Source organism: Desulfuromonas sp. DDH964, from assembly GCF_001611275.1.
In the GTDB taxonomy this organism is placed as follows: domain Bacteria; phylum Desulfobacterota; class Desulfuromonadia; order Desulfuromonadales; family DDH964; genus DDH964.
This window is the reverse complement of the sequence record NZ_CP015080.1, coordinates 3,770,234-3,795,532: the sequence shown is the minus strand read 5'-3', so window position 1 is coordinate 3,795,532 and position 25,299 is coordinate 3,770,234. Positions and strand designations below refer to the sequence as shown.

Below are 25,299 nucleotides of genomic sequence, written 5' to 3'. Positions count from 1 at the left end.
CCGCCATGGACCTGACCCTGACCTTTCGTCTCGGTGAAGAGCTCTACGGCCTTGAGGTCGCCGATGTGCAGGAGATCGTCGAGGCCCCCGACTTCGATTACATCCCGCTGGCGCCGGCCGGCTACCTCGGCGCGATCAACTTTCACGGCACGATTTTGCCGGTGCTCGACCTCGCCGGGTATCTCGGTCTGGAAGCCTCGCAACGGGACCGGCGGGTCATCGTGTTGCCGGCCGCGACCTGTCCCCTCGGTCTCGGCGTGACCGCCGTCGGCAGAATCCTGGCGCTGGAGCGGGAAAAAATGCTTCCCTATCTGCAGGACCGGGAACGGGAGGCGTATATCCGCGAAGTCTTCAATCACCAGGGGGATATGATCAACATGCTCGACCTGGCACGCCTGCTGGCGAGCCTGGAAACGCATTGAGGGAAAACGTGGAGGAGATGAACCGATGGGTTTGAGAGTACTGATCGTCGATGATGCCCTGTTCATGCGCAACATGCTCAAGGATATCTTTCTCCGGGCCGGGCACCAGGTCGTCGGCGAAGCGGCCAACGGTGTCGAGGCCGTCGAATGCTACCGCGAGTTGCATCCCGACCTGGTCACGATGGATATCGTCATGCCGTTGAAGAGCGGAATCGAGGCGTTGCAGGAGATCACGGCGGGAGATCCTGCGGCCTGCGTCATCATGTGCAGTGCCCTGGGCCAGGATGCCCTGGTGGTCGAGGCGGTGCAATCGGGGGCGCGGGACTTCATCGTCAAGCCCTTCAAGGAGGAGCGGGTCCTCGATGTGGTTCGACGTGTGGCCGGCCAGGGGTGAAGATTTTTGCGGCGCCCTGTTTGCCGTTTGAAATGATTTCGTAATTCTGGATTCCTACCCATGGATATGTCCAAATACCGCGGAATGTTTCTCAGCGAAACCGCGGAACATCTCAAGAACATGAGCCGCCTGCTGCTCCAGCTCGAAAAGGCGCCGACGGACAAGGAGAGCATCGACTCCCTGTTTCGCGAGGCGCATTCGATCAAGGGGATGGCGGCCTCCATGGGGTACACGGTCACCGCCAGCCTCGCTCACCACCTTGAAGACCTGATGGATTCGATCCGCAAGGGGGGGGGGATCAGCGCCGAGGCGATCGATCGGATGCTGGCGGGCCTCGATCTGCTCGAAGGACTGGTCGAAGATATCACCGCCGAACGGGCGGAGCGGGAGATTGAGAGCTTTCTCGCCGGGGCCGCCGCAACACCTGCCGCTACGCCTCCCACGCCGGTCACCCCTGCTGCTGCCGCTCCTCCGCCGGCGGCAGCGGCGCTGCCGACTCCGACCGACAGTGAAGGGGAGGCCCTGCACATCACCGTTACCCTGGCCGAGGGCGCAGCCGCCCCGGCCGCCCGGGCGATCCTGCTGCTGCGGGAGCTGGCCAACTGCGGTTCCCTGCAGGCGAGTTTACCCAACGCCGATGAATTGAAACGCGGCGGCCCTGTCGGCAAGCTCTCTGCCTGGCTGGTGGCCGACCTGCCGCGCAATGAGATCGAGGCCCGGTTGCGCAGCATGCCTGATGTCGCCGGCGTCGAATTCGGCGCCGACCGGCGCCGGGAGAGCAGTTCCCGCCGGGAGGAAGGCCCGCGCACGGTCCGGGTCCGTACCGAGCTGCTCGATCGCTTCATCAACCTCACCGGCGAGCTGATTACCAATCGTTACATGCTGCAGGGGGCGGCCAGGAACAGCCAGTGGGGAGAGGTCAAGAACGGCATCGGCCAGCTCACCCGTCTCCTCACCGATCTCCACCATCATGTCCTCCAGGTCCGGATGATGCCGGTCGAGAGCATCACCGGGCGGTTGCCGCGCGTGGTTCGCGACCTGGCCCGGAAAACCGGCAAGGAGATCGTGCTGCAGGTCGAGGGGGACGAGGTCGAGCTCGACCGGGCGATCCTCGAGGAGCTCGCCGATCCCCTGGTGCACATGGTGCGCAACGCCGTTGACCATGGCATCGACCGCCAGGGCAAGGTGACGGTACGGGCCTGGCGCGAGAAGGACCTGGTGCTGATCGAGGTCGCCGACGACGGCCGCGGCATGGACCCGGCCCTGATCCGCCGCAAGATCCTGGAGAAGGGACTCCTTTCCCCGGCCCAGGTCAAGAGCTTGCGTGACCGCGACGTCCTGCAGTGGGTTTGTCACCCTGGTTTTTCCACCGCCCCGGTGGTGACCGAGACTTCGGGGCGCGGCGTCGGCATGGACGTCGTCAAGTCGGCGGTGGAGAATCTCGGCGGTCTCCTCGATATCCAGTCCCAGCCCGGCGCGGGAACGCGGATCATCCTCCAGCTGCCGCTCTCGGTCGCCATCATCCAGGTGCTGCTGGTCACCTGCGGCGGCCAGACCCTGGCAATCCCGATCACCCGCGTGGTGCGTACCCTCGAAGTCCCCCGCAACGAGGTGCGCTCTTCAGGCCGGCAACTGGTCATCCGCCTCGACGAGGATGTGGTCCCCCTCCTTTCGTTGCACAAGATCCTCGGTCTGCCGCCGGCTTCTCCCGGCGGCGGCGTGCAAATGGTGATCACCGAGCTGCGCGGGCGCCGCGTCGGCCTGGTGGTCGATCGCCTCGCCGGCCAACGGGAAGTCTTTGTCAAGGCGCTCGAATTTCCCCTCAACCAGATCGCCGGGCTCTCCGGAGCGGCAATACTCGGTGATGGCCATATCGTTTTCCTGCTCGACCCGCAGTCCCTGCTGGAAACCCGTCCCGGTGCCGGTCGCGGCCCGCACCCAGAAGAGGCCAAATGAGCTTTCCCCTGCTGAATGAAAACCAACTCGACGCCCTCCGGGAGATCAGTAATATCGGCATGGGGCATGCGGCGACGGCCCTGTCGCAGCTGATCGGCGAGACGGTTTACCTGCGGGTGCCGCGGGTGACGGTGACCGATATCGGCCAGGTTCCCGAACTCCTCGGTGGTGCGGAGAAGGTGGTTGCCGGCATCACCCTGCGGGTACTCGGGGACGCGCGCGGCAATATCCTGCTGATCTTCCCGCGCGACAGCGCCCAGCGCCTGCTGCAGCGTCTGCTCGGCAGCGAAGCGGAAGGGCTGCTCTTCGACGAACTGGGTGCCTCGACGATGAAGGAGGTCGGCAATATTCTCGCCTCGGCCTATCTCAGCGCAATGGGGAACCTGCTCCACCTGACGCTGATTCCGTCGATTCCGCTGCTCGCCTGCGACATGGCCGGTGCGGTAGTCGACCATGTCCTGATCGAACTCTCGGCGGCCGGCGACCTGGCGCTGATGGTGGAGACCGAGTTCCATGGCGCCAATCCGCAGCAGGAGCTGATCAAGGGGCACTTTTTTCTCCTCCCCGATGCCTCTTCCCTTTCGCTGATTCTCGATGCGGTCGGGGGGTGACCATGACCGAACGGCTCAGCGTCGGCATATCCGAATTCCGCATCGCCGTGCCGCCGGCAAAGCTGGTGACCTACGGGCTCGGCTCCTGCCTGGCGATCGCCCTCTACGACCCCGAGTTCCGCATCGGCGGCCTCGCCCATACCCTGCTGCCGTCGCCACGTCACGCCGCCGACAACGCCCGCCCCGCCAAGTTCGTCGATGCGGCAATCGAGCTGATGATCAACGATCTCCTCGCCCGCGGGGCCGCGCGGGAACGGCTCGGGGCAAAGATCTTCGGCGGCGCCAACATGTTCGAGCCGCTGCTGGGAGACCCGGACAACGCGGTCGGTCCGCGCAATATCCGCAGCGCCCGCGAGACCCTTGCCGTTCTCGGAATCCCGTTGCTGGCCGAGGATGTCGGCGGTAACTTCGGCCGCACCGTCGAGTTCGATATCGCCAGTGGCGAGGTTCGCGTCAAAGCGGTGCGCGGGCGCGAGGGGGAAATAATTTTCTGATTCGCCATCTGTCCAAGGAGATCCACCATGAAACGAACAGTCCTGCTCCTGCCGTTGCTGGTTGCCGTGCTCTTTATCTGTGCCGGAACTGTCCGGGCCGCCGGCCTTTCCGAGGTGATCAACACCCTGGAAAGTCCGTTCCAGGCCAGCGCTCCCGAGGCGACGGCGATCCATGATTTCCAGGGAGACTTTTTCCAGGAATCGAGAATCGCCTCTCTCGAACGGACCCAACGCGGTCGCGGCCGGGTCGCCGTGCGCTTCGTCCAGCGCCAGGGGCATCCCCCCCTGGCCCAATTCCGCTGGGAGTATTTCGAGCCGACCGACCAGGAGATCGTCTCCGATGGCAGGACGATGTGGGTCTATCTGCCGGAGAACCGCCAGGTGATCCAGTCCGACATCGATATCGTCAACCGCACCGATGCCAACGATCCGCTCACCTTCCTCACCGGGCTCGGCAACCTGAGCCGGGATTTCAGCATCGGCTGGGCGTCGGAGAATCGCGACCGGGAAGGGAACTGGGTACTGGAGATGACGCCGCGCCGCGCGTCGCCGCTGATCGCGCGGATGCTGATCGTGGTCGATCGCCGGGCGGTCGATGCCTTTACCCGCAGCGGCAGCACCGGCGGCTATCTGCCGCTCCTTTCCAGCACCGTCTTCGATCCGGGCGGCAACAGCACCCTGATCGAATTCAGCGATATCCGTATCAATCGTGGCCTCGGCGATCTCGATTTCCGCTTCATCATGCCCGCCGGGGTCGACGTGGTGCGTCCCAGCGGTCAGGGGATGGGTTTCTGAGTGACCTTTTGCCAGGCAAAATGGCAGCGCCCCGGGCAGGGACTTCCCTTCCGGGGCGCTTTCATGCTATAAGTCTTCGATTCCGCGGGCCTATCGGCTCGCCTGACGAATTTTTGCAGGAGGTGTGCGATGCCGAGCTTTGACATCGTGTCCAAGGTGGACATGCAGGAAGTGGACAATGCGGTCAACCAGGCGGTCAAGGAGATCACCCAGCGCTACGACTTCAAGGGGACCCACAACGAGGTCACCCTGGAGAAGGATGCCATCCTGATCCTCGCCGCCGACGACTACAAACTGCAGGCGATCATCGATATCCTGAAAGGAAAATTGGTGCGCCGCAACATCTCGCCCAAGAACCTCGATTACGGCAAGAAGGAGGCAGCTTCGGGGGGCGCGGTTCGCCAGCGGATCGGTATTGTCCAGGGGATCGACAAGGAGAAGGCGAAGGAGGTCATCAAGCGGATCAAGGAGACCAAGCTCAAGGTCCAGCCGCAGATCATGGATGACCAGGTGCGGGTCAGCGCCAAGCAGATCGACGACTTGCAGCAGGTGATCCAGACCCTCAAGGGCGAGGACCTCGAGATCGAACTGCAGTTCGTCAACATGAGAAGCTAGAAAACAATTTTGAATTTTGGATTTTGGATTTTGAATTGAATTCAACAGTCACAATTCAAAATCCATAATTTCCGAAATTGGGAGCACCATGAAACGAAAAGTAAGCCTGGTCAGCCTCGGCTGCCCAAAGAACCTGGTCGATGCCGAGGTGATGCTCGGGCATCTGCCGGTCGATCGTTACGAGATCGTCACCGACGAGGCCCAGGCCGACGTGATCATCGTCAACACCTGCGCCTTTATCGGTGACGCCAAGGAAGAATCGGTGGAAACGATCCTCGAAGTCGCCGATTACAAGAAAAACGGCCGCTGCAAGCTGCTGGTCGTCTCCGGCTGCCTCCCCCAGCGTTATCGCGATGAACTCTCGACGGAGTTGCCGGAAGTCGATCTCTTCATCGGCACCAGCGACGCCCCGCGCCTGGTCGAGCTGATCGAGTCGACCCTCCCCGGCGCTACGCCGCGCCAGGAGGTGGGTCTCCCCGAGTATCTCTACGATCACACCACGCCACGGGTCAAGTCCTCCCCCTTCTATTCGACCTACGTCAAGATCGCCGAAGGGTGCCACAACTTCTGCTCCTACTGCGTCATCCCCCAGCTGCGCGGGCCGCTGCGTTCGCGCAGCATCGAATCGGTCGTCGCCGAAGTCCGGCGCCTGGTCGCAGACGGGGTCCGCGAGGTCAACCTCATCGCCCAGGACGTCACCGCCTACGGCCAGGACCGCCACGATGGCGCCCGCCTCGAAACCCTGCTGCAGGAGCTGGTGAAGATCGAGGAGCTGACCTGGCTGCGCCTGCTCTATGCCTATCCCGACGGCATCAGCGACGAACTCCTCGACCTGATGGCCGCCGAAGAGAAGATCTGCAACTATCTCGACATCCCGCTGCAGCATGTCGACGACGAAATCCTCGCGCTGATGAACCGCCGCGTCGACGAGGAGGGAATCCGCCGCCTGCTGCAGCGCATCCGCAGCCGGATCCCCGATGCCACCCTGCGCACCTCCTTCATCGTCGGCTTCCCCGGCGAGAGCGACGCCCAGTTTGCCAAGCTCCTCGCCTTCGTCGAGGAGGGGCACTTCGAACGGGTCGGCGTCTTCCGCTATTCGCGCGAAGAAGGGACCGGCGCCGCCAAACTCCCCGGCCAGGTCCTCGAACGGGTCAAGAAGGCCCGCTACCAGAAGCTGATGAAAGCGCAGAGCCGGGTCTCCTTCCGCAAGAACCGGGCGCTGGTCGGGCGCATCGAGCCGGTCCTGGTCGAAGGGTACAGCGAGGAGACCGAGCTGCTGCTGCGCGGGCGCAGCCTGCGCCAGGCTCCCGACGTCGACGGCCTGGTCTACATCACTGCCGGCGAGGCGGAGATCGGCAGCATCGTGCCGCTCAAGGTAACCGACTCTTCGGAATATGACCTGATCGGCGAAATCGTCGCCGCCGAGCGCTGAACGGCCTCGCTTTCGGCCGCCCCCGGCACCATTCCCGCGAGGTGTTCGTGCCCCCCTCCCGCCTTCTCCATGGCCTACTGTTCCTCCTCTTCTGCGCCACCCTGACCGGCTGCCCGGACCGCTCCGGGCCTGCGGCCGAGGTGCGGCGCAGCCGCATCATCATGGGGACGGTGGTCGAAATAACCGCCTTCGGGGCGGCGCAGCCGGTGCTGGAGCAGGCCGTCGAGCGCGCCTTTGCCGAGATCTCCCGCATCGATGAGTTGATGTCCCCCTACCGTCCGGAGAGCGACGTCGCCCGTCTCTCCGCCGCCACCACGCCGCTGGCGGTAACGGCAGAGACGGCGGCGGTCATCGCCAGCGGCCTGCAGGTCGCAGCAGCGAGCGGCGGCGCCTTCGACATGGGGCTGGGGCGGCTCAAGGCGCTCTGGAATATCGAGGGGGAAACGCCGCGGGTACCAACGCCGGAGGAGCTGGCGGGGGCCCTGGCCGCTACCGGTCCCGGCGACCTGCAACTGGCGGGGCGAACGGTCAGCAAGAGTGCCCCGGACCTGCAAGTCGATCTCGGCGGCATCGCCAAGGGGTACGCCGTCGATCGCGCCGCGGCACTGTTGCAGGCGGCCGGTGTCAGCCACGCCTCGGTCAACGCCGGTGGCGACATGCGCCTGCTCGGCGACCACGGTGATCGCCCCTGGCGCATCGGCATCCAGCATCCGCGCAACGACGAAGCGATCCTCGCCACCCTGGCGCTGGCCGACACCGCGGTGGTCACCTCCGGCGACTATGAGCGTTTCTTCGAGCGCGACGGGGTACGCTATCATCACCTCTTCGATCCCGCCAGCGGCCAACCGGCGCGGCGCTGCCAGGCGGTGACGATTGTCGCCCCGACGGCGATGCTCGCCGATGCCCTGGCGACGGCGGTCTTCGTCCTCGGCCCGCAGCAGGGACTGGAACTCCTTATCCGCTTTCCGGGAGTTGAGGGACTGATCGTCGCCGCCGACGGCACCACCGTCACCAGCCCGGGGCTGGCGGGCAGGGTGACATGGCCCTGAGCGGCGCCTGGCGCCGCACCCGCCCCCTCGATCGCCTGGTGGTGGCGCTGCTCCTTCTCCTCTGCGCTCTGCTGCTGGTCTGGCTGCGCCCCGGTCCGCCGGGGCGACGGCTGCTGGTCGAACGCGACGGCAAGGTGATCTACACTGCCCCCCTCGACCAGGAGCGGAGGGTGGAACTGAACGGCCGCATTGGCATTACCCGGCTCGCGATTCACCAGGGGCGCGTCTGTATCGAGGATTCCCCCTGTCCGCGTAAGGTCTGCATCGGCATGGGACGCATCGAGCGCGCCGGGGAACTTCTGGCCTGCGTTCCTAACGGCCTGCTGGTGCGCATCGACGGCGGCGCTGCCGCGGCGGGGGAGGGCTATGACCTCCTCAGCCGTTGATCCGCTCGAACTCGAGCGCTGGCGGCGCCGGGTTTTTCTCGCCCTCTTCGCCGCCCTCGCCGTCGCCCTGCATACCGTGGAGGCGCTCCTCCCCTCGCCGGCCCCCTGGTTCCGCCTCGGTTTCGCCAATATCCTGACCCTGGTCGCCCTCTTCCTTTACGGCGGCCGCGCCGCCTGGGCGGTGGCGCTGACCCGCATCGGCGTTGGGTCGCTGCTGCTCGGCAATCTCTTCGCCCCCGGCTTCTTCCTCTCCCTCGCCGGCGGCATCGCCGCCACCGCCCTGATGACGGGGAGCCGGGCCCTCTGCGGCCGCCATCTCGGTCCGGTCGGGGTCAGCGCCCTCGGCGCCGCCGGCCATGCCACCGGCCAGCTGCTGGTCGCCTGGCTGCTGCTGGTGCGCACCCCGCAGCTCTGGAGCCTCTACCCCTACTTCCTACTCTTCGCCCTCGGCGCCGGAATCGCCAACGGCATCGCCGCCGATCTCCTCCTCGAAACCCTGCGTCGCCATCCGGTCTTTGGCAGCCGGCGCGACGCCGCCGAGCCGCGATGACCGTCCTGACCTTTCTCCTCCCCTACTGGCGCCACTACCGGCGGCTCCTCTTGGCCGGCCTGCTCTGGCTGGTGCTGACCAACCTGCTGGCGATGACCATCCCCTGGCTCCTCCAGCGCGGTATCGACGGCGCCGCCGCCGGCAACTGGCAGGCGGTGGCGGTCGCCGCCGGGCTGATGGCTGCCGCCGCCCTCGCCCGGGGAACGGCCCGGGTTTTGTCGCGGCTGCGGTTTCTCCACACCGCCCGCTACGTTGAAGTCGACCTGCGCCAGGATCTCCTCTCCCGGCTGCTCGACCAGGGGACCCCCTTTTTCGACCGCCACCGGACCGGCGACCTGCTGTCGCGCTTCACCAACGACCTCGCCAACCTGCGGATGATGGCCGGCTTCGGCCTGTTGACCCTCTGCGACGCGGCGCTCGTCTATCTCTTCTCGCTGGTCATGCTGCTGCGCCTGGCGCCGTGGCTGACCCTGATCGGTCTTCTCCCCTATCCGCTCCTGCTGCTGCTGGTCAAGCGGCTCAGCCGCTCGCTGTTGCAGCGCTCCAGCGAGGTCCAGGAGGGGCTCGGACTGGTCAGCGAAGCGGTGGAGGAGGCGGTCAGTGGCCAGGCGGTGGTGCGTGCCTACAATCTGCGCGATCACCTGGGGCGCGAGTTTGACCGCCGCAACGCCAGCTACCTGGAGCGCAACCTCGCCCTGAGCCGGCTGCGCGCGCTGGTGCTGCCGGTGATGACGGTGATCGGCCCCTTGAGCACCCTGCTCGCATTCTACTTCGGTGGCCGGTTGGTGGTCGGCGGTGAGCTCTCTCTCGGCGAGCTGGTCGCCTTCAACGCCTACCTGGTGCAGCTTGCCTGGCCCACTACCCTGCTCGGCTGGGTGCTGACCCTGCTGCAGCGGGCCCGAGCCAGCAGCGAACGGCTGCAGCCGATCCTCGCCGCCCCCCGCACCGAGGCGGCCGGTGGCGAGCCGCCGCTGGCGGGGGCGCCGTCCCTCAGCGCCCGCCAACTCAGCTTCGCCTATGGCGAGCGCCCGGTTCTGCAGGATCTCGCTTTCGACCTTCCGGCCGGCTCCCTGGTCGGCATTACCGGGCCGACCGGGTCCGGCAAAAGCAGCCTGCTGCGGCTTATCGCCGGGCTCTACCCGACGGCGGCTGGCACCCTCCTGATTGCGGGCCAGGACCTGGCCCGGCTCGATCTGCGCGCCCACCGCCGCCGGCTGGCGATGGTCCCCCAGGAGGGGCGCCTTTTCTCCGGCAGCCTGCGCCAGAACCTGCTCTACGCCGACCCGGCCGGGGACGAGCGGCTCCTTGCCGAGATTGCCGCAACCGTCGCCCTCGACAGCGATCTTACGGAGCTGCCGGCCGGTTTTGCCACGGCGGTCGGGGAGGGGGGGGTCAGCCTTTCCGGCGGGCAGCGGCAGCGGGTAGCCCTGGGCCGGGCACTGGCGCGCGACGGCAACCTCTGGCTCCTCGACGACCCCTTCAGCCACCTCGACGCCGTCACCGCGCGCCGGGTCTGGGCGCGGCTGCGACCAAAGCTGGCGGGGCGGACGGTGGTGCTGGTTTCGAGCCGGGTATCGCTCCTCGCCGGCGTCGAGCAGGTGCTGGTCCTCGACCGGGGGCGCCTGGTGGCGTGCGGCCGCCATGCCGAACTCCTCGCCGCCGACGGTCTCTATGCCCGCCTTTTCCGCCGCGAGCAGCTGCAGGATGCCCTGGAGGTGGCGCCATGACCCCCCACGGGTTCCCCGCCGGGGACGAAATCAGCGGCCGTCATTTCGACTGGCGCCTCTTCCGGCGCTACCTCGGGCTGATGCGACCCTGGCGCGGCAGCGCCCTGTTCGCCCTTTTGCTGCTGCCGCTGATCAGCGCCGCCAAGCTGGCGCAGCCGTGGCTGGTGATGCAGCTGATCGACGACGCCGTTGTCCCCGGCACCCTGAACCGGCTCCCCCACTGGGGCGGACTGCTGCTCGGCGCGGTCCTCCTCGAGAGCCTCCTCCTCTTTGTCCAGGGCTACCTGGTGCAGGCCCTTGGCCAGCGCATCATGGCGGCGCTGCGCGCCGAAGGGTTCCCGCGCCTGCTGCGGCTGCCGGCGGCCTGGTTCGATCACCACCCCTCGGGGCGGCTGGTGACCCGGTTGACCAGTGACGTCGAGAATGTCGGCGAGCTCTTCGGCTCGGGGGTGGTTGCCGCTCTCGGCGATTTGCTGACCCTCGCCCTGACCGTCGCCGCCATGCTCTGGCTCGACCTGCACCTCTCGCTGGTCGCCTTCGCGGTACTGCCGCCACTGCTCGGCATCCTGTTCCTGTTCCGGCGCAGCATGCGCGGCGCCATGCGCCTGGTGCGGGCGCGGCTGGCCGACCTCAACGCCTTCGTCGCCGAACGCATCGCCGGCATCGGCGAGGTGCGCCTCTTCGGCCAGGAGGAGCGCACCCTCAGGGAATTTGCCGGGCTGCAGGAGGTCTACCGCGCCAGCACCCTGCGCGTGATCAGCTGGGACGCCTTCCTCTATGCCGCCGTCGAGGTTCTCGGCGCGCTGGCGATTGCCGCCCTGCTCTGGCGCGGCGGCGGCGAAGTGATCGCCGGCGTCGCCAGTTTCGGTACCCTGGTTGCCTTTCTCGAATATGTGCAGAAATTCTTCGCGCCGTTGCGCGACCTCTCGGCCAAGTATTCGATCGTGCAGGCGAGTAACGCCTCCCTGGAGCGGATCTTCAATCTTGCCGACCAGCCGGCGGAGCTGAGCGGTAGCGCGCTTCCGGGCAATGATGGGGAAATCCGCCTTGAGCGCGTCAGTTTCAGCTACGACGGCGAGACCCCGGCGCTGCAGGAGATCGATCTGGTCATCGCTCCCGGGGAGCGGATCGCCCTGGTTGGCGCCACCGGCAGCGGCAAGACCACCCTCGGCCGTCTCCTGCTCGGTTTTTACCGGCCGCAGCAGGGGACGATCCAGGTTGGCGGGCAGCCTCTCGCCGCGCTCGACCTCGACGCCTGGCGCGAACGCTGCGCCTGGGTCTCCCAGGAACCCTTCCTCTTTGCCGGCAGCCTGCGCGACAACCTCGACCCGACGGGGAGCTGCGACGATCAGGGCCTGCTGCAACTCCTCGGCGACTGCGGCCTGGCGACAACTGTTGCCGAACTCGGTGGCCTTCGGGCCCGCCTCGGCGAGCGCGGCCGTAACCTCTCTTCCGGCGAGCGCCAGCTCCTCTGCCTGGTGCGCGCCCTGGTGCGGCGGCCCCGGCTGCTGATCCTCGACGAGGCGACCAGCCGTCTCGATGCCGGCACCGAGGGGCGGGTGACGACGGCGCTGCGCGCCCTTCCCGCGGAGTGCAGCATGCTGTTGATCGCCCACCGGCTGCGCAGCGCGCGCCAGGCCGGACGCATCGTCGTGCTGCACCGCGGCCGCATCTGCGAGAGTGGCAGTCATAGCGAGCTCCTTGCCCGGGACGGGCATTACGCCAAGCTCTGGCGCCTGCAGGATCTCGGCATCGATGAGGAAAAGGTGGGTGACCCGGTGGGGTTGGAAGGACGCTAGGAGCCTGTCGGACTATGCGGGGCGAAGCGAAAATTCGGATGTTTGAGACCAGATTTCGGCTCGTTTGCGGGCTCATAGCCAGAGCTTTGAGTCAAAAAGGAGCCGAAATCTGGGCCGAACAGCTGGATTTGCAGTCGGCGCATGGATAGTCCGACAGTCTCCTAGAGGCTGGTCCGGGGGACGGGCATCTGCTATACTCGGCGCCAGCCCGCCCGCGGAGACCATATGGAGGTTAGACCGATGCTGCTGCGATCGCTTGCCCTGTTGCTGCTGACCCTGACCCTGGTCGCCTGCGTGCCGTCGGCGCCGCAAGCCCCGCTGCCGGAGCGGCCCGACCTCGACAGCCTGCGCCTGAGTTTTGGCCAACTGCCCGGGGCGGTTCTCAGTACCACCGAGCCGCTGGTGGTGAGTTATCCCGGCGAAATTCTGTTCAGCGCCGGCGCCGTCCTGCCGCTGGCCGGCGGCACCGAACTCCTCGACCCGCTGGCGGCGCAGCTGGCTGCCTACCCGCAGCTCTATTTTTCCGCTAGGGTGCGCGCTGCCGCCGAGCCGGCCGCTTATGCCGTGCAGCTGGCGACCGCCCGGACCGAACTGCTGACTCGCTATTTCCGTCGCCGTGGCCTCGATGCCAGTCGCCTGCAGCTGACTCCGGAGGTGGGCGACGGTCCACCCCTGGAGCTGACGCTGCGCTACGAACCGGCGAGCTCGCCGACCTCCGCGGCCGAAAAACGGTAGGGTTCCTTGCAGAATTCACAGGTGACGGTTACCTCCTCCCCGGCCGCGGCCAGCTCCTGCAGCTCTTCCGGGTCGAGGGTGGCGAGCATGGCGCGCACCTGTTCCCGGCGGCAGGTACAGCGGTAGGCGAGTTCGGTGCGCAGCTGGACCGTGTAGGGAATCCCCGCGAAGAGCCGGGCGACGATCTGTTCCGGTGACTCCCCCCGGGCGAGCAGGGTGCTGACCGGCGGCAGGAGGCGAACGCGCTCCTCGACACGGGCCAGCAGCTCTTCGTCGCAGCCCGGCATCGCCTGGACCAGGAAACCGCCGGCGGCTTTCACCTCCGCTTCCGGGCCCAGGGTGACCCCGAGGCCGACCGAGGAGGGGACCTGCTCGGAATGGGTCAGGTACCAGGCAAGGTCCTCGGCGACTTCACTGGCGACCAGCTGGACCATGCCGCGATACGGTTCGCGCAGGCCGAGATCCTTTACCACCTGCAAAAAACCGGCGCGGCCGATCGCTCCGGCGACGTCAAAGCGGTCTTCTTTCGGCGGCAGACCGGCGACCGGCTCCTTGAGAGTGGCGCGCAGGTTGCCATGGGCATCCGATTCGGCGGAAAGCTGGCGCAGCGGCCCGTTCCCCTCGAGGATCAAAGCCAGGCGCTGCGCTCCCTTGAGGAGGCTGCCGAGGAGGGCGGCGGCGGTCACCACCCGGCCGATGGCGACGGTGGCGGTCGGGTCGGTCTGCTGGCGGTGGCGGGTCTCCTCGGCGAGGTTGGTGGTCAGGGCGGCGACCGCCCGCAGTGAACCGTCGCTGGTCAGGATGCGAATCAGGTGGTCGTTCATGGCTGCTCCTCGAAGGGTGGCAGGGGCGGTACTGGTAAGGTGAACAGGGGTGTGAGCCGGCGGCGTTACCCTAGCCGAAGCGCACCGTCCATTTCAAGCCTACATTTTAACGGAGGGTTCTTATGAAAGTCATTCTCCCGGTGGCCGGCAAGGGGACGCGGCTGCGCCCCCACACCATCAGCAAGGCCAAATCCCTGGTCCAGGTCGCCGGCAAGACCGTCCTCGAGCATATCGTCAGTCGCCTCAGCCAGGCGCCGGTGACCGAGTATATTTTCATCACCGACGAAAACGGCGGCCAGATCGAGGAGTTCATGAAGCGCAGCTTTCCGGCGCTCAACTGCCACTACATCGTGCAGAAGGAGCGTCTCGGTCCCGCCCACGCGGTCGCCCTGGCAGCTCCGCGGATCGCTCCCGGCGATGATGTCCTGGTGGTTTTCAACGACACCATCTTTGTCGCCGACCTCGGCCGGATCCCCCAGCTTTGCAGCGACTGTGACGGTCTGATCTACTCCAAAGAGGTCGAAGATTACCAGCGCTTCGGAGTCAACGTCGTCGCGGGGGAGTTCATCGTCGATATGGTCGAGAAACCGGACACCCCGGTTTCCCGGCTCGCTCAGGTCGGCCTCTACTATCTCAAGGATGGGGCCGGCTTCATGGGCTACCTCGAGCGGACCATCGCCGCCGGCGAGACGGTCAAGGGGGAGTATTACCTCCCCGCCGTCTTCATGCGAATGATCGCCGATGGCCTCAAGTTCCGGGCTCCGGAGATCGACGCCTGGCTCGACTGCGGCAAGCCCGAGACGCTGCTCGAAACCAATCGCTACCTCCTTGAAGGGCGCCATCACTGTCACGGCGAGGTCGTCGATTCGGTGCTGATCGAACCGGTCCATATCGGCTACGGGGTCACGGTTCGCAACAGCATCATCGGGCCTTACGTTTCGGTGGCGACCGGCAGCGTCGTCGAGAACAGCGTGATTTGCGATTCGATCATCAACGCCAACAGCACGGTGCGCTCCCTGGTCCTGGAGGGGAGCATCCTCGGCGATGCGGTGACCCTGGCCGGTTCGCCGCGCCGGATGAACATCGGCGACCACTCCCTGATCGAGATGGAGGGGTAGCGGGCAATAACGAGCGATGAGCGATGAGGCGGCCCCCAGTCACGGAGATTGACCGGGGGCTTTATTGTATGCAGTCACGGTGGAGTTGCGTGAATAAGATTCCTGGCTTTGCCTGATCCGAAGTTTATCCGACCTGATCAGATTTGCTCCGCGCGCAACCAGGCCTGAGCCTGGTCTTGCCCTGGTCTTCTCCCGGCCAGGCCAAACCAAGGCAAAAGCGTTTCTCGCGGATAGGTTCGAATAAAAGCTGATAAAAATCGGATTATGCCTGGGCTAGGAACCCCTCAGGGGATGCCCTATCGAAAAAATCCAAGACGGAGTCCGTTCTTCAGCCTGCTCCCTTGACGGCGAGCGCCAGGGCGGCGTAAATTTTTGCCGCCGCGACGACATCGGCGAAACTGGTCTGTTCGTCGGGGGTGTGGGCGGTCTCCAGTGCACCGGGGCCGAGGATCAGCGGTTTGACGCCGGCCGCAAAGAAGAGGTTGCCGTCCGAATGGGAACGGAAGGCGTCGCGGCGCAGGGTCAGACCGAGCCCCGGGTAGATGCTGGCGAGCGCGTCCCACAGCTGCGGCTGCGGCCCGAGGTCGTAGCCGCGTGAGGCGAAGTCGAAAGCAACCTCAAGGTCGAGTCCGGGGACCAGTTCGCGGGCACTATCGGCCTGGCGACGGATCGTCGCCGCGACCGCTTCCGGGTCCATCGCCGGCGGCAGGTGGAGGTCGATCCAGGCTTCGCAGCGGTCGGGGACGACGAAGCCGGCCCGAGACGAACTCAACTCGCGGATCGAGTAGACCACCCCTGATTCGGTGCGGTCGAAGAGAGGGTCGCGGGCGAGGTGGAGCAGGACCCGCAGCATCGATTCGACGGCGTTGTGCCCCAGTTCCGGCAGTGATGAGTGGATGCGCCGGCCGCTGGTAACGAAGCCCGCCTCGAGGTAGCCGTAGTGGGCCAGGCAGGCGGTGAGGCCGGTCGGCTCGCCGATCACAACCCAGGGAGGACATTCCCCGCCGAGAAAATGGCTGCTGCCGTCGCCGTTCTCCTCCTCGCCGACCACCAGCAGCAGGCCGACCGGCGGCCGCTCTTTTTCGGGGAGGGTCGCCAGCGCCAGCCAGGCCTCGACCATCGCCACGCACCCCCCCTTCATGTCGGCGCTGCCGAGGCCGCGGATGATCCCTTCCTCCGCCACCGCCCCGAACTCCTCCCAGTCCCAGGCCGGCACGGTGTCGACGTGGCCGACCAGCAGCAGCTGTGGCGGTCCGTCGCCCATGGTCGCCAGCAGGTTGAAGCGCTCCTCCTCGACCGTCTGGCGGATCAGCCGGCAGCCGGTCGCGAGCAGGCGTTCCTCGAAGAAGAGCTGGATATCCTCCTCCTTCCCCGAAGGAGAATAGATGTCGAGGGCTTCAATCAGGGTCTGGTGCAGGCGGGTCGCATCGATGGCGGCCCAGACCCGGTCCTGGCAATCGTTCAAGATTTTTTCTCCTTGGCCTTGGTCGTACGGCGCCGTTTGCGGCTCAGGTTAAGGGTCATGTAGACGTGCTCCTGGTCGTTGCCGAACCCCATCTTGCGAAAGAAGCGGATCGCCCCTTCGTTGTCGGCATCGGTGTCGATGAGGATCATCCGCACCCCCTGTTCGCGCATGCGCCGCTTGAGCTCGATGAAGAGGTTCTGGCCGACCTTCCCCTGCTGCCCCTCGCGCCGCACCCCGAGCCAGACCAGGTAGCCGTACTTCCAGGCGCTCTTGGCCTTTTCGACGGTGGTGCCCAGCGCGAAGCCGACGATCCGGTCGTCCCGCTCGGCGACCAGGCAGAGCTCGCTGTCGGAGTTGAAGAGGGTGGTGATCTCGTACTCGTCCCAGGTGCGGTAGAGACTCTGGGAGAATTCGGCAGTGAAGACCGCCTCGCCGATATGGAAGACTTCGGAGAGGTCGTCGATGGTCATCTCGCGGATGACCAGGCGGTCAGCTTCGCCTGGGCCGTCGTTCGTCATGGTTCTCCTCGTTGGGCAAGCGTTGACGTCAAGCTAAACTATATCAGATAGGAGCCCCTTGCCGAGCTTGTCCGGGCGTCGGAATGACGTTATATTGGGAAGCCCCGGCCGCCGCTACCAAAATTTTTTACAGAGGAGTCATCCCTTTGACCTACCAGCAGTTGCTGCCGATCCTGCTGCCGCCCCTGATCGGCGCCTTCATCGGCTATGTGACCAACTATATTGCCATTCGCATGCTCTTCCGGCCGCTGCGCCCCTGGCACCTGTTTGGGCTGCGCGTGCCGCTCACTCCCGGCATCATCCCCGCCAAACGCGGCGAGCTGGCGCAGAAGATGGGCGAGATGGTTGGCAGCCATCTGCTGACCGCCGACGATGTCGGCCGCACCCTGGAAAAGGAGACGTTCCGCCGCGAGCTCAAGGGGGCGGTCGCCGACAAGCTCGGCAGTTTTCTCGATCGCGACCTCGGCCCGGCGGTGGAGCTGATCCCGGCCGAATTCCGCGGCCGCTTCCGCGAGCTGGTCGAGTTGCTGCGCTGGAAGGCGGTGAAGGCGATCTTCGCCTACCTCGAGAGCGCCGAATTCGAAACCGCCCTGCGCGGCTATCTGCAACGCAAGGGGGACGAACTCCTCGCCCGCGACCTCGAGAGCTTCCTCACCCCGGAACGTTCTGCCGGCCTGCGCCGCCATCTTGACGGCAAGATCGGCGAGTTCCTCGGCTCCGAGCAGGTCAGCCGCGGCGTCGCCGCCTTCGTCGATGCCAAGAGCGAGGAGTGGTTCGCCTCGGAAAAGACGCTGCGCGAGCTCCTCCCCGGCGATCTCGTCGAGCTCCTGCTCGGGCAGCTGGAGAAGGAAGTCCCGCCGCTGCTGGAGAAGTTCGGCGGACTCCTCTACGATCCGCTCTTCCGCGAGCGGCTGGTGGTGAAGGGGAAGGAGGCGATCGAGGGATTCCTCGACTCCCTCGGCGGCCTCTCCGGGCTCCTCGCCGGCTTCATCAACCTCGACAAGATCTATGATCGCCTCCCCGAGTTTCTCGACAAGGCGGGGGAGGAGATCGCCCGCTGGCTGCGCGAGGAGCGCACCCAGGCCCAGGTGGCGGCGCTGCTGCGCGAGCGGGTCGATGGTCTCCTCGACCGGCCCCTGGCCAGCTACCTGGAAAAGGTCTCCTACGAGAAGGTCGCCGGGGTGCGGCGCTTCCTCCGTAACCGCGCCGTCGCCCTGGTACAGAGCCGTCGCGCCAGCGAGAGCGCCCTGGCGCTGCTGGAAAAAGGGATCGAACAGGTCAAGGACCGTTCCTTTGGCAGCCTGCTTGGTCGCGCTCTCCCCGACGGCCGGGTCGAGGCGTTGCGAGAGCTGATCGCCGAACGGTTGCTCGAAGCGCTGCGCGCCCCGGCCGCCCGCGAGGCGCTCGCCCGGCTGCTGGCCGAAAAGAGCGAGGAGTGGCTTTTTCGCCATCCCCTCGGCAAGCTCTCGGCGCGGGTACCGGCGGATGTGCGCGAGGAACTGGAGGTCGGCCTCTGCCGGCAGATCGGCGAGATCCTCAAGAAGGAGGTCCCGCCGCTGGTCGAAACCCTCAACGTCGCCCGCATGGTCGAGGAGAAGGTCAACTCCCTCGACATCCTCAAGGTCGAGGGGCTGCTGCTCGGCATTATGGAGGAGCAGTTCAAGTACATCAACCTCTTCGGGGCGCTGCTCGGGGGGATGATCGGCCTGGTCAACGTGCTGGCGCTGCGGTTTTTCTAGGCGGCAAGGTTCCGTGAGCAAGAGGACTGGAAGGAATTTGTTCCCGGATGGTTGTAACCTGAGGTGGTCGAAATCGACCTGCATGCCCTCGCCCCGCCAGAGGAGGCCAGGTTCAAAAAAGGGACGCGCTGCCTGTGATGAGGAGCGCGTCCCTTTTCCCTGGGCCGATACGGATTAAAAATTGGCGACCAGAGAAGCCGCCAGGATGGTATCCGTATGTTTGGTGCCTCCCGTCGTTTCATTGTCGTACTTGATGACATAGCTGGTTTTGATGGAAAACACGCTGTTGAGCGCGGCGGTGAAGGCCGTTTCGGAGTTGAGCAGGTAATTGCTCATCTGTTCCAGGTCGAGAAGGGCCTCTGCGGATTGAGTGAACTTGGTGCGGTCGTTGAAATGGTATTCGTACTGACCGAACAGGCGCCCCCCCCACGTATTGATCGTCGGAACTGTTTGTGAACTTCTCGGTGGTGTAGGTCAGGCCCGATTCGCCGACCAGGAAGTGCTTGGCGCCGGTCAGGAATTTGTAGCCACAACCGGCACCGACGACAGTTCGTGAGTCGATGTCGGCAAAGCTGTCTTTAAGCCAACTGGCATTGGCGTAGTAGTAAAGCCGTTCGGTGTAGGCGTAATCGCCCCGGAGTTCAGTAAAATACGATTCGGCATTGCGCTCGCCATCACTCTTGCCATTGAGAATTTCCACCCGCCACAGACCCGCGATCTGGTCAGTGAATTGGTAGGATACCCGGTTTTTGGCTGACAGGGTGGTGACTTCTGTGTTGCCGCTGGTATCAACGTAGGCCAGTTCTGCCTGATCCTTCCAGGTGCCGGGTGCATCGCCGGCCCAAACCGGTGCGGCGAGACAGACAAAGAGAAGGGAGCAGAGAAAACGGGGTAGTTGGTTCATGGAGTCCTCCTGCCAGGGTTGAAGATTATTAATAAAACGGGGTCCTGTTTAACCTTTTGCCCTGTCCTTGTCAAGCTGTGTCCTTGCGATGCGTCGCCGCCATAAGCAGGGTTTAAGCTGGCTTGACTAGGAAGGAGTTGACCTGTTTTTGCCGTTATGGTACTTTGATATCGAAATATTTAAAATCGAAACAATGATGGGACGCACCATGATGTCCAGGCTAAAAGAATCGCAAAAACAGGCCCTGGCAGTCTACGTCAAGCTGATGCGGGCGACCAACACGACGACGGCCCATATCCACCGCCACCTGCACCACGCCGGTCTGACCCACAGCCAGTTTGCCGTGCTGGAAGCGCTCCGTCATCTCGGGTCGCTCTGCCAGGGGGAGCTGAGCCAGAAGGTGCTCAAGAGCAACGCCAACCTCACCGCGGTCGTCGATGCGCTGGAGGCCAGGAAACTGGTGAACCGGGATCGCAGCGGCAGCGACCGGCGCAAGGTCAAGGTCGAGCTGACCGACGCCGGGAGGAGCCTGATCGAAGATCTCTTCCCGCGCCACGCTGAAGTGGTCGATGCGGAGTTCTCGGTCCTCACCGCCAAAGAACAGGACGAACTCGGGCGCCTGTTGAAGAAACTGGGGCGCAGGGCGTAAATTTTTTTACGGGATTATTTCGATATCGAAACAATCCAAGCCCAAGGAAAGGGAGAGCAACCATGATCACCATCCGTAAGTCGAACGAGCGTGGCAGTCACCAGGAGAGCTGGCTGGATACGAAATATTCCTTCTCCTTTCATAACTACCATGACCCCGAGCACATGGGCTTTCGCGCCCTGCGGGTCATCAACCAGGACCGGGTGGCAGCGGGACGCGGCTTTGGACTGCACCCGCACCAGGACATGGAAATATTCACTCTGGTCCTGAGCGGGGCGCTGGAGCACCGCGACAACCTCGGCAACCGCGAAGTGATCGGCCCCTATCAGCTGCAGAAGATCACCGCCGGCACCGGGGTGCGCCACAGCGAGGTCAACCCCTCGAACAGCGAGGAGGTCCACCTGCTGCAGATCTGGATCCTGCCTGACCGCGAAGGGCTCGAGCCCGGCTATGTCATGAAGGATTTTTCCGGCGCGGCGCAAAACGCCCTGACGCCCCTTCTCAACCCTGAGGGCAGCAACGGCGCGGCCCGCCTCCACCAGGATGCTTCAGTTTTCCTCGGTCGGCTTGACGCCGGGACGACTCTGGACTATGCACTGAAGAGCGGGCGGCACGCCTGGGTACAGGTGATCTTGGGGAGGGGTGAAGTCAACGGGACGAAGCTGAACGAAGGGGATGGCGCGGCACTCAGTAACGAGTCGCAGCTGCGGCTGGCAGCCGAGAACGACGCCGAACTGCTTCTCTTCGATCTGAGCTAATCGGCAAGCAGGTGACGGCCGACCCAGTAGCGGGCGAACTGCAACGCGGTTCGCCCGCAGCGCTTGGTCTTCTCGTGGGACCAGGCGATAGCGGCGCGCTCCAGTTCGGCATTCCAGGAAATGGAAGTGTTGTGCCGTGCCGCCAGCTGTTCGATGCACTGGGCGACCACGGTAAGGTAGTGGTCCTGGGAAAAGGCGTGGAAGGCGACCCAGAGGCCGAAGCGGTCGGAGAGGGAGATCTTCTCTTCGACCCCTTCGCCGTGATGAACCTCGTTGTTGACCATTTTTGCGCCGAGGTTGTCGGTTGGATACTCGGGGAGCAGGTAGCGCCGGTTGCTGGTGACGTAGATCAGGGTATTGGCGGGGGCGGCGTAGACCGAGCCGTCGAGGGCGCTCTTCAGCATCTTGTAGCTCTTCTCTCCGGGTTCGAAGGAAAGGTCGTCGCAGAAGAGGAGGAAACGGTAGGGGAGGCTGCGGATCTGGTGAAAGATGTCGGGCAGGCTTGGCAGGTCATCCTTGTCGACCTGGATGATGCGCAGCCCCTGCGGAGCGTAGGCGTTGAGGATGGCCCTTACCAGCGACGATTTGCCGGTGCCGCGGCTCCCCCAAAGGAGGATGTTGTTGGCTGGCAGCCCCTGCAGGAACTGGCGGGTGTTGGCGCAGACGATCGCCTTCTGCTTGTCGATGCCGAGGAGCTCGTCGAGCCGGATCGGGTCGAGCTCGCCGGCCGGCTCCAGGGTGCCGGCCAGGGAGTGACGGCGCCAGCTCGCCGCCCAGGTGGCCTGCCAGTCGAGGGCCGGTAGCGCCGCCGGCAGGATCTGTTCCACTGCGGCGAGGACCCGGCGCAGCTGGTCGGTCAGTTCGGGGTCGAGGGGCATGGTTGAGCCTCCGCAAGAAATAAAGCCCTCCCGCTGCGCGGGAGGGCTTTACCATACCGTTTTCGTCCCGGGGGAGGCAAGGGCGAATCTTACTTGGCGGTTCCCGCCAAGTACTCGACAGCGGCCTTCAGCTCGGCCATCGAGCAGCCGTTGCACATTCCCATCGGCGGCATGGCGCCGATCCCCTTTTTGGCATTTTCGAGCATGTGGTCCATGCCTTTCTCGAGGTGGGCCTTCCAGGCCGCCTGGTCGCCGAACTTGGGGGCGCCGGCGACGCCGCTGTCGTGGCACATGGCGCACTTGGCAGTATAGACCTCCTTACCGGTGCGGGCGGCGAAGGCGGAGGTGACGGCGAGGGCAAAGAGGAGGACGAAGAGGAGCGCGAGACTCTTTTTCATGGGGGTTTCCTTTCCGGAAGATGGGTTGGTCAGGGCCTGGCCGGTTTCTGCCGAAGGCAAAAGGCGGTACCTGATATCTTAGCGGTTGGCGACGGTTTGGCAAGGAACGAGGTCAAAGAGCGTTCTCAAGGATTGCCCCGCTCCCCCTCGCCAGTGTACTCTGCAGCCATGTTGCAGCGAACCTTCTGTCATCTGCCAGGCATCAGCCCGGGCCTGGAGCAGCAGCTCTGGGCCGCGGGCTTGCATTGCTGGGCCGACCTGGCCGCCGCCGCGCCGATCCCGGGTCTGCGTCGCCAGGCCGCCGTTGCCCTCGAAGAGTCCTGCTCGCGGTTCGGCGCCGGCGATGCCGGCTACTTCGGCCGCTTGCTGCCGGCGCGGGAGCAGTGGCGGCTACTGCCGGAATACCCGGAAGCCACCGCCTACCTCGACATTGAGACCACCGGGCTGGCCCGCGGTGTCGATGTTGTAACCACCATCGCCCTCTGGGATGGCAAAAAAGTGCGCACCTTCGTTCAGGGGGAGAACCTCGATGACTTCCCGGCCGCCGTCGCGCCCTACAAGCTGCTCGTCACCTACAACGGCAAGTGCTTCGATCTCCCCTTCCTCGAGGCTTCCTTCGGCATGCGCTTCGACCAGGCCCATCTCGACCTGCGCTACGTTCTGCACAGCCTCGGCCTGCGTGGCGGACTGAAAGGGTGCGAGCGCCAGCTCGGCATCGGCCGTAACGAGTTGGCCGGGATCGACGGCTATTTTGCTGTTCTGCTCTGGCAGGAGTACTGTCGCAGCGGCGACCACCAGGCACGGGAGACGCTCCTCGCCTACAACGTTGCCGATACCGTCAACCTGGCCACCCTCGCCGTCCATGCCTATAACCGCAAGCTGGCAGCGACCCCCTTCGCCGGCAGCGCCCGGCTGCCGCTGCCGGCGTTGCCGCCCCTCCCCCACCGGGTGGCGGAAGGGACGGTTCTCGCTCTGCGGCGCCGGCTCTGCGGCTGGTGAACTATTCCCGCACGTAGGTATCGATATCGGTCTCGTGGACCATCCCCATGGTGTGGGCATATTCCGACTCGATCACCGCATAGTGGCGGCGGGCGTCCTCGGCGACCTCAAGGAAGACGCCGCGGGCGGTCGGGTCGATGATGCGCGCGGCAGTGAGGCGAAAGGTTTTCTCCAGGTCGGCCTCTTCGCGCAGCGCCAGTTCCCGGGCCCGACGTTCGTGGATATCCTTGTCGAGGGCGCGGTCGAGTTCGACCAGCATCACCGAGTCGGGATGGGGCGGGGCAGCCAGAAAATCCCTGAGATCGCCGAGATCACCCCGGCGGTAATGGGAAAAAAATTTGCCGATATTCTCCTCGACCTCACTGGCGAGGCGGACGAAGACCTTGCGACCGGCCGGGTTTTCCGTGATCTCGGCCGCCTTGCGGTAGAAGTCACGCAGGTTTTTCTTGGCGTGGATGGCCTCCCAGAGCGCTTCCTGCAGGGTATATTCCTGTGGCATCGTCACCTCCCCGAAAAAGAGAACCCAAACCCTTTCCTCAAGCCCCTCGCCGAAAGTATGGCGGAAAAGTGTTCGCTGTCAAAGGGGGTAAAATGAATAACTATTAACATTAAAATTTCTCAACTATATGGAATTTAACGAAAAAATGGTGGAACTTGCAAAGCTGCTGTGGCAAAATCTCTCCAGCATTTATCCTTCCGATTGGCTGGGCCCCGACGGGGCTAAAACCAGAGGTGGAGAATCCCATGCTGCAGAGAATCAAACAGGCGGTTCGCCGCGACAACAAGTCGATCCTGCTCGCCGCCCTCTTCAGCGGCGGCCTTTTTGTCGGCAAGATCCCGGCGGTCGTCGCCGCCCCGAATCTGATCGCCCGGCAGAGTTTCCTTACCCTGCTCCTCTTCTGCGGTCTGTTCGCCACCTTCCGCCTCTTCTCGACGGCGGTCGCCAGCCACGTGAATCTGGAGATGACCGATGGCGAGGAGAGCAATCGCCAGTTGGTGCGGCTCTTCGTTATCTACAAGGAAGTGGTCAAGGTGGTGGTCGGTGTCAGTCTCTCTCTCGGCTGGCTCGCCGGACTCCTCTTTATCTCCGAACACTTCCGCGAGATGTTCCTGCTGGTGCCGGTCCTGCTCGGCGGCGGTCTCACTGCCCTCCTCTCGGCGCTCGCCTACGGCTTCACCAGCTTCGTCGATCACATCCACTACCCGCACTGAACCGTAATACCCATGCTGACTCCTGACCGGCAGCCAAAAACGGCTGCCGGTTTTTTATTCCGGCTATCCCGTCTGGCACCAAGTGACTGCGGGAGGGAGGCAACGCGAAGAGTATTCGCCGGTTTCGCACCTTGAAATGCCGACACTTGCCGACGTAGGATCAACCCATGGATGCCTTAAGGCCGATCATCGAGGACTATCGCCGGCTGCTGGCCGAGGTGGATGGCTGGTTTGCCGGTTGCCAGCAGGCGGTTCCCGGGCAGATTGCCTGCCGGGTCGGCTGCAGCGGATGCTGCCGCGGCCTCTTCGATATCACCCTGCTTGATGCCTTCCTGCTCAAGGAGGCCTTCGACCGGTTGCCCGTGAACCTGCGCCAGCCCGCCCTGACGGCGGCGCAGCGGCGCCTGGTCGAATTGCAACAGCAGTGGCCGGGACTGAATGCCCCCTATCTGCTCAACGGCCTGCCGGACGCCGAGTGGACCGAGATGCCGGAAGGGGACGAAACCCCCTGCCCGCTCCTCGGCGTCGATGGCCGTTGCCTGGTTTACGCCGCCCGGCCGCTGACCTGCCGCCTGCACGGCCTGCCCAACATCGACCTCTCCGGCGAGTCCTTTGCTGACAGCTGTTGTACCCTCAACTACGTCAACGCCGATCCCGTAGCTGATCCTCGATTGCGCTGGTCCTTCCGCGCCGCCTTCGGCCGCGAGATCGAGCTCTTCCGTCGCTTCGCCCGGCAGTTGACCGGTCGTGACTGGGTCGAACTCGACACCTTCATCCCCACCACTCTGCTCATCGATTTCGGCGCGATCGATTGGCGCCAGGTGGAACCGGAAGACCCGCGTTAGCCGGCAAGAGAAGGCAAGACGCAAAAA

28 protein-coding genes and 1 pseudogene are annotated in these 25,299 nt (G+C 64.9%); 21 read left to right on the top strand and 8 right to left on the bottom strand.

Translation table 11 applies throughout. The features are described from left to right. Positions 1-5 precede the first annotated feature (5 nt). The 14 genes from DBW_RS17335 (at position 6) to DBW_RS17270 (ending at position 12,965) form a co-directional block, all read left to right on the top strand. Positions 6-422, top strand: coding sequence for a chemotaxis protein CheW (locus tag DBW_RS17335; RefSeq protein ID WP_066729341.1), 417 nt, complete (start codon positions 6-8; stop codon positions 420-422). 25 nt (positions 423-447) lie between these two features. Beyond that, positions 448-816, top strand: a complete 369-nt coding sequence (locus tag DBW_RS17330) for a response regulator (RefSeq protein WP_066729339.1) — start codon at positions 448-450, stop codon at positions 814-816. Positions 817-876: 60 nt separating this feature from the next. Then, a complete protein-coding gene (locus DBW_RS17325; RefSeq protein ID WP_066729337.1) occupies positions 877-2,772 on the top strand; it encodes a chemotaxis protein CheA in 1,896 nt (631 codons plus the stop codon). Continuing rightward, positions 2,769-3,383, top strand: coding sequence for a chemotaxis protein CheC (locus DBW_RS17320; RefSeq protein WP_066729335.1), 615 nt, complete (start codon positions 2,769-2,771; stop codon positions 3,381-3,383). Before DBW_RS17325 ends, DBW_RS17320 begins: the two co-directional genes overlap by 4 nt. Before the next feature lie 2 nt (positions 3,384-3,385). Then, on the top strand, positions 3,386-3,877 hold the full coding sequence (locus DBW_RS17315) for a chemotaxis protein CheD (protein ID WP_066729332.1): 492 nt from the start codon (positions 3,386-3,388) through the stop codon (positions 3,875-3,877). 27 nt (positions 3,878-3,904) lie between these two features. Continuing rightward, positions 3,905-4,672 carry a LolA family protein gene (locus tag DBW_RS17310; protein ID WP_066729331.1) on the top strand — a complete coding sequence of 256 codons (768 nt, stop codon included), beginning with the start codon at positions 3,905-3,907 and terminating at the stop codon, positions 4,670-4,672. Between the two features lie 129 nt (positions 4,673-4,801). Further along, positions 4,802-5,287, top strand: coding sequence for a YajQ family cyclic di-GMP-binding protein (locus DBW_RS17305; protein ID WP_066729330.1), 486 nt, complete (start codon positions 4,802-4,804; stop codon positions 5,285-5,287). Between the two features lie 88 nt (positions 5,288-5,375). Continuing rightward, positions 5,376-6,719, top strand: coding sequence for a 30S ribosomal protein S12 methylthiotransferase RimO (rimO, locus tag DBW_RS17300; protein ID WP_066729329.1), 1,344 nt, complete (start codon positions 5,376-5,378; stop codon positions 6,717-6,719). A gap of 47 nt (positions 6,720-6,766) precedes the next feature. Then, a complete protein-coding gene (locus DBW_RS17295) occupies positions 6,767-7,768 on the top strand; it encodes an FAD:protein FMN transferase (protein WP_066729328.1) in 1,002 nt (333 codons plus the stop codon). Further along, entirely contained in the window at positions 7,759-8,154 is a 396-nt protein-coding gene (locus tag DBW_RS17290) for a NusG domain II-containing protein (protein WP_066729324.1), read from the top strand. Before DBW_RS17295 ends, DBW_RS17290 begins: the two co-directional genes overlap by 10 nt. Next, a complete protein-coding gene (locus tag DBW_RS17285; protein ID WP_066729322.1) occupies positions 8,135-8,704 on the top strand; it encodes a Gx transporter family protein in 570 nt (189 codons plus the stop codon). Before DBW_RS17290 ends, DBW_RS17285 begins: the two co-directional genes overlap by 20 nt. Next, complete coding sequence (locus tag DBW_RS17280; protein ID WP_066729321.1) at positions 8,701-10,431, top strand: ABC transporter ATP-binding protein; 1,731 nt, start codon at positions 8,701-8,703, stop codon at positions 10,429-10,431. Before DBW_RS17285 ends, DBW_RS17280 begins: the two co-directional genes overlap by 4 nt. After that, positions 10,428-12,230, top strand: coding sequence for an ABC transporter ATP-binding protein (locus DBW_RS17275; RefSeq protein ID WP_066729319.1), 1,803 nt, complete (start codon positions 10,428-10,430; stop codon positions 12,228-12,230). Before DBW_RS17280 ends, DBW_RS17275 begins: the two co-directional genes overlap by 4 nt. A gap of 240 nt (positions 12,231-12,470) precedes the next feature. After that, positions 12,471-12,965 carry a hypothetical protein gene (locus DBW_RS17270; RefSeq protein ID WP_066729317.1) on the top strand — a complete coding sequence of 165 codons (495 nt, stop codon included), beginning with the start codon at positions 12,471-12,473 and terminating at the stop codon, positions 12,963-12,965. Here the strand turns inward: DBW_RS17270 and hslO are convergent. Next, positions 12,920-13,789, bottom strand: coding sequence for an Hsp33 family molecular chaperone HslO (gene hslO / locus DBW_RS17265; protein WP_066729315.1), 870 nt, complete (start codon positions 13,787-13,789; stop codon positions 12,920-12,922). The genes DBW_RS17270 and hslO overlap by 46 nt on opposite strands. A gap of 122 nt (positions 13,790-13,911) precedes the next feature. Here hslO and DBW_RS17260 point away from each other — a divergent pair, with 122 nt between their 5' ends. After that, a complete protein-coding gene (locus tag DBW_RS17260; protein ID WP_066729313.1) occupies positions 13,912-14,907 on the top strand; it encodes a sugar phosphate nucleotidyltransferase in 996 nt (331 codons plus the stop codon). 328 nt (positions 14,908-15,235) lie between these two features. Here the strand turns inward: DBW_RS17260 and DBW_RS17255 are convergent, their stop codons facing one another. Together DBW_RS17255 and DBW_RS17250 are read right to left on the bottom strand one after the other, a co-directional pair. Then, positions 15,236-16,372: a M20 family metallopeptidase gene (locus DBW_RS17255; RefSeq protein ID WP_066729311.1), complete on the bottom strand. Its 1,137-nt coding sequence runs from the start codon at positions 16,370-16,372 to the stop codon at positions 15,236-15,238. Continuing rightward, positions 16,369-16,890: a GNAT family N-acetyltransferase gene (locus tag DBW_RS17250; protein ID WP_066729309.1), complete on the bottom strand. Its 522-nt coding sequence runs from the start codon at positions 16,888-16,890 to the stop codon at positions 16,369-16,371. Before DBW_RS17250 ends, DBW_RS17255 begins: the two co-directional genes overlap by 4 nt. Before the next feature lie 146 nt (positions 16,891-17,036). On the opposite strand from DBW_RS17250, the gene DBW_RS17245 reads away from it, so the two are divergent. Beyond that, positions 17,037-18,629, top strand: a complete 1,593-nt coding sequence (locus DBW_RS17245) for a DUF445 family protein (protein ID WP_066729307.1) — start codon at positions 17,037-17,039, stop codon at positions 18,627-18,629. A gap of 174 nt (positions 18,630-18,803) precedes the next feature. Here the strand turns inward: DBW_RS17245 and DBW_RS19315 are convergent, their stop codons facing one another. Next, positions 18,804-19,046: a DUF481 domain-containing protein gene (locus DBW_RS19315; protein WP_442856870.1), complete on the bottom strand. Its 243-nt coding sequence runs from the start codon at positions 19,044-19,046 to the stop codon at positions 18,804-18,806. A 31-nt stretch (positions 19,047-19,077) separates the two neighbouring features. After that, positions 19,078-19,533 (bottom strand): annotated as a pseudogene (locus tag DBW_RS18295) (DUF481 domain-containing protein); the annotation flags it as partial. A 211-nt stretch (positions 19,534-19,744) separates the two neighbouring features. On the opposite strand from DBW_RS18295, the gene DBW_RS17240 reads away from it, so the two are divergent. Then, a complete protein-coding gene (locus DBW_RS17240) occupies positions 19,745-20,182 on the top strand; it encodes a MarR family winged helix-turn-helix transcriptional regulator (RefSeq protein ID WP_231875356.1) in 438 nt (145 codons plus the stop codon). Positions 20,183-20,244: 62 nt separating this feature from the next. Then, positions 20,245-20,940: a pirin family protein gene (locus DBW_RS17235; RefSeq protein ID WP_066729305.1), complete on the top strand. Its 696-nt coding sequence runs from the start codon at positions 20,245-20,247 to the stop codon at positions 20,938-20,940. Here DBW_RS17235 and DBW_RS17230 read toward each other — a convergent pair. Together DBW_RS17230 and DBW_RS17225 are read right to left on the bottom strand one after the other, a co-directional pair. Next, the gene (locus DBW_RS17230; protein ID WP_066729304.1) at positions 20,937-21,818 is read right to left on the bottom strand and encodes an ATP-binding protein; all 882 of its coding nucleotides are present in this window, start codon (positions 21,816-21,818) and stop codon (positions 20,937-20,939) included. The genes DBW_RS17235 and DBW_RS17230 overlap by 4 nt on opposite strands. 89 nt (positions 21,819-21,907) lie before the next feature. Beyond that, a complete protein-coding gene (locus DBW_RS17225) occupies positions 21,908-22,216 on the bottom strand; it encodes a c-type cytochrome (RefSeq protein ID WP_066729303.1) in 309 nt (102 codons plus the stop codon). Positions 22,217-22,384: 168 nt separating this feature from the next. On the opposite strand from DBW_RS17225, the gene DBW_RS17220 reads away from it, so the two are divergent. Further along, on the top strand, positions 22,385-23,215 hold the full coding sequence (locus tag DBW_RS17220) for a ribonuclease H-like domain-containing protein (RefSeq protein WP_066729302.1): 831 nt from the start codon (positions 22,385-22,387) through the stop codon (positions 23,213-23,215). A gap of 1 nt (position 23,216) precedes the next feature. On the opposite strand, the gene DBW_RS17215 is transcribed toward DBW_RS17220, so the two are convergent. Beyond that, on the bottom strand, positions 23,217-23,714 hold the full coding sequence (locus tag DBW_RS17215; protein WP_066729301.1) for a ferritin family protein: 498 nt from the start codon (positions 23,712-23,714) through the stop codon (positions 23,217-23,219). 245 nt (positions 23,715-23,959) lie between these two features. On the opposite strand from DBW_RS17215, the gene DBW_RS17210 reads away from it, so the two are divergent. Together DBW_RS17210 and DBW_RS17205 are read left to right on the top strand one after the other, a co-directional pair. Further along, positions 23,960-24,427 carry a hypothetical protein gene (locus DBW_RS17210; protein ID WP_066729300.1) on the top strand — a complete coding sequence of 156 codons (468 nt, stop codon included), beginning with the start codon at positions 23,960-23,962 and terminating at the stop codon, positions 24,425-24,427. 167 nt (positions 24,428-24,594) lie between these two features. Next, entirely contained in the window at positions 24,595-25,272 is a 678-nt protein-coding gene (locus DBW_RS17205) for a YkgJ family cysteine cluster protein (RefSeq protein ID WP_066729298.1), read from the top strand. The last annotated feature ends 27 nt before the right edge of the window (positions 25,273-25,299 follow it).